1 protein-coding gene and 1 pseudogene are annotated in these 1052 nt (G+C 60.8%); one reads left to right on the forward strand and one right to left on the reverse strand.

Translation table 11 applies throughout. The features are described from left to right. Positions 1-124 precede the first annotated feature (124 nt). Positions 125-634 (forward strand): annotated as a pseudogene (locus EOA23_RS36820) (gamma-glutamyltransferase); the annotation flags it as partial. A gap of 145 nt (positions 635-779) precedes the next feature. Here the strand turns inward: EOA23_RS36820 and EOA23_RS36200 are convergent. Then, positions 780-1052, reverse strand: a 273-nt coding sequence (locus EOA23_RS36200) for a hypothetical protein (protein ID WP_210212528.1), incomplete at its 5' end; no start/stop codon positions are given.

Raw genomic sequence — 1052 nt, forward strand, 5'->3', positions numbered from 1 at the left:
GGCTCACACACCGATCTTCCAGATTATACCGGCTCGGCGGAACAACGCCGCGGGGCCGGCGGAGCTGCCGGGACTCGAATTTGACCATGCTGATGTTCGCGACCGGGTCGCGGAACGTGATCTTGTGCTTGAGCGGGTCGCAGCCGATATGCGCGCGGCTGGCGGTCTGATGACCGAGGAAGATATGCTAAGCTGCGGTCCGCCCGCGCGGGTGAAGCCGGTTTCGACGGCGCTTCGCGGCCATCGGAGTTTCAACTCCCGGCCACCTAGCGGCGGACCCCAACGCTTAAAATCATTCAACGTCATTGCGCAGATCTCAGCAGTACGGTGCGAGTCATCCCGCAATGGCCGAGGCGAAGCGATAGCGCTCACCTCAGCCGCCTTCTTTCGCGAGCGAGAGCTCCGTTCGTCTTACGACCTCACGCCGCATTCGCGTCAATGGAGGTTGGATTACGCGCGGCAGGTCGCAGATAGCAGCCTAGCTGCGCGAGACGTGACGGAGGCTGCGACCGATAGCCCTGAAGAGCTAGTCAGCACGACCCGTCTGTCGATTTACGATTGCGAAGGCAGCATCCTGATGCTGGCGCAGTCCATCCAGTCGCTGCTTCGCGCCAGGATGGTACACCGGGATCTGGGGTTCCTGTACTTGAGCGAGACGTGCAGAAATAGGAACGGGTCGGCAGACGCCGCGCTCAAGACGGATTGGTTACTCGTGGGGTTCGTTGCCCTGCCGCTCGGCTTAGCGTTCGCTAAGCTGCCGACGATGCTGCCGACCTTTTTCAGCTGTAAAAGTTTTCGTCCACGGGGTTGCCCGCCCAATTCGACAAGCCTACGGAGAGCGTGCCTTTCGCTTCCTTGGGTGCCGTCGTGCTCTTTCGCATTACCCTTGGAGTCAAGGTGCTGGGCCTTTTCGGCCGACCTTGATGGTGGTGGCGTTCGATATCGTCGGCATGCCGATCAGTCTTACATTCCTGCTGTTGGAGCTCCTCGGCAATGTCGCCTTGCGTCCGCTGCTCAAGACGGACCACGCATGAGTGACCGAGCGGTTGAGC

Origin of the sequence: Mesorhizobium sp. M2A.F.Ca.ET.042.01.1.1, assembly GCF_003997405.1 — a bacterium.
Lineage (GTDB): Bacteria > Pseudomonadota > Alphaproteobacteria > Rhizobiales > Rhizobiaceae > Mesorhizobium.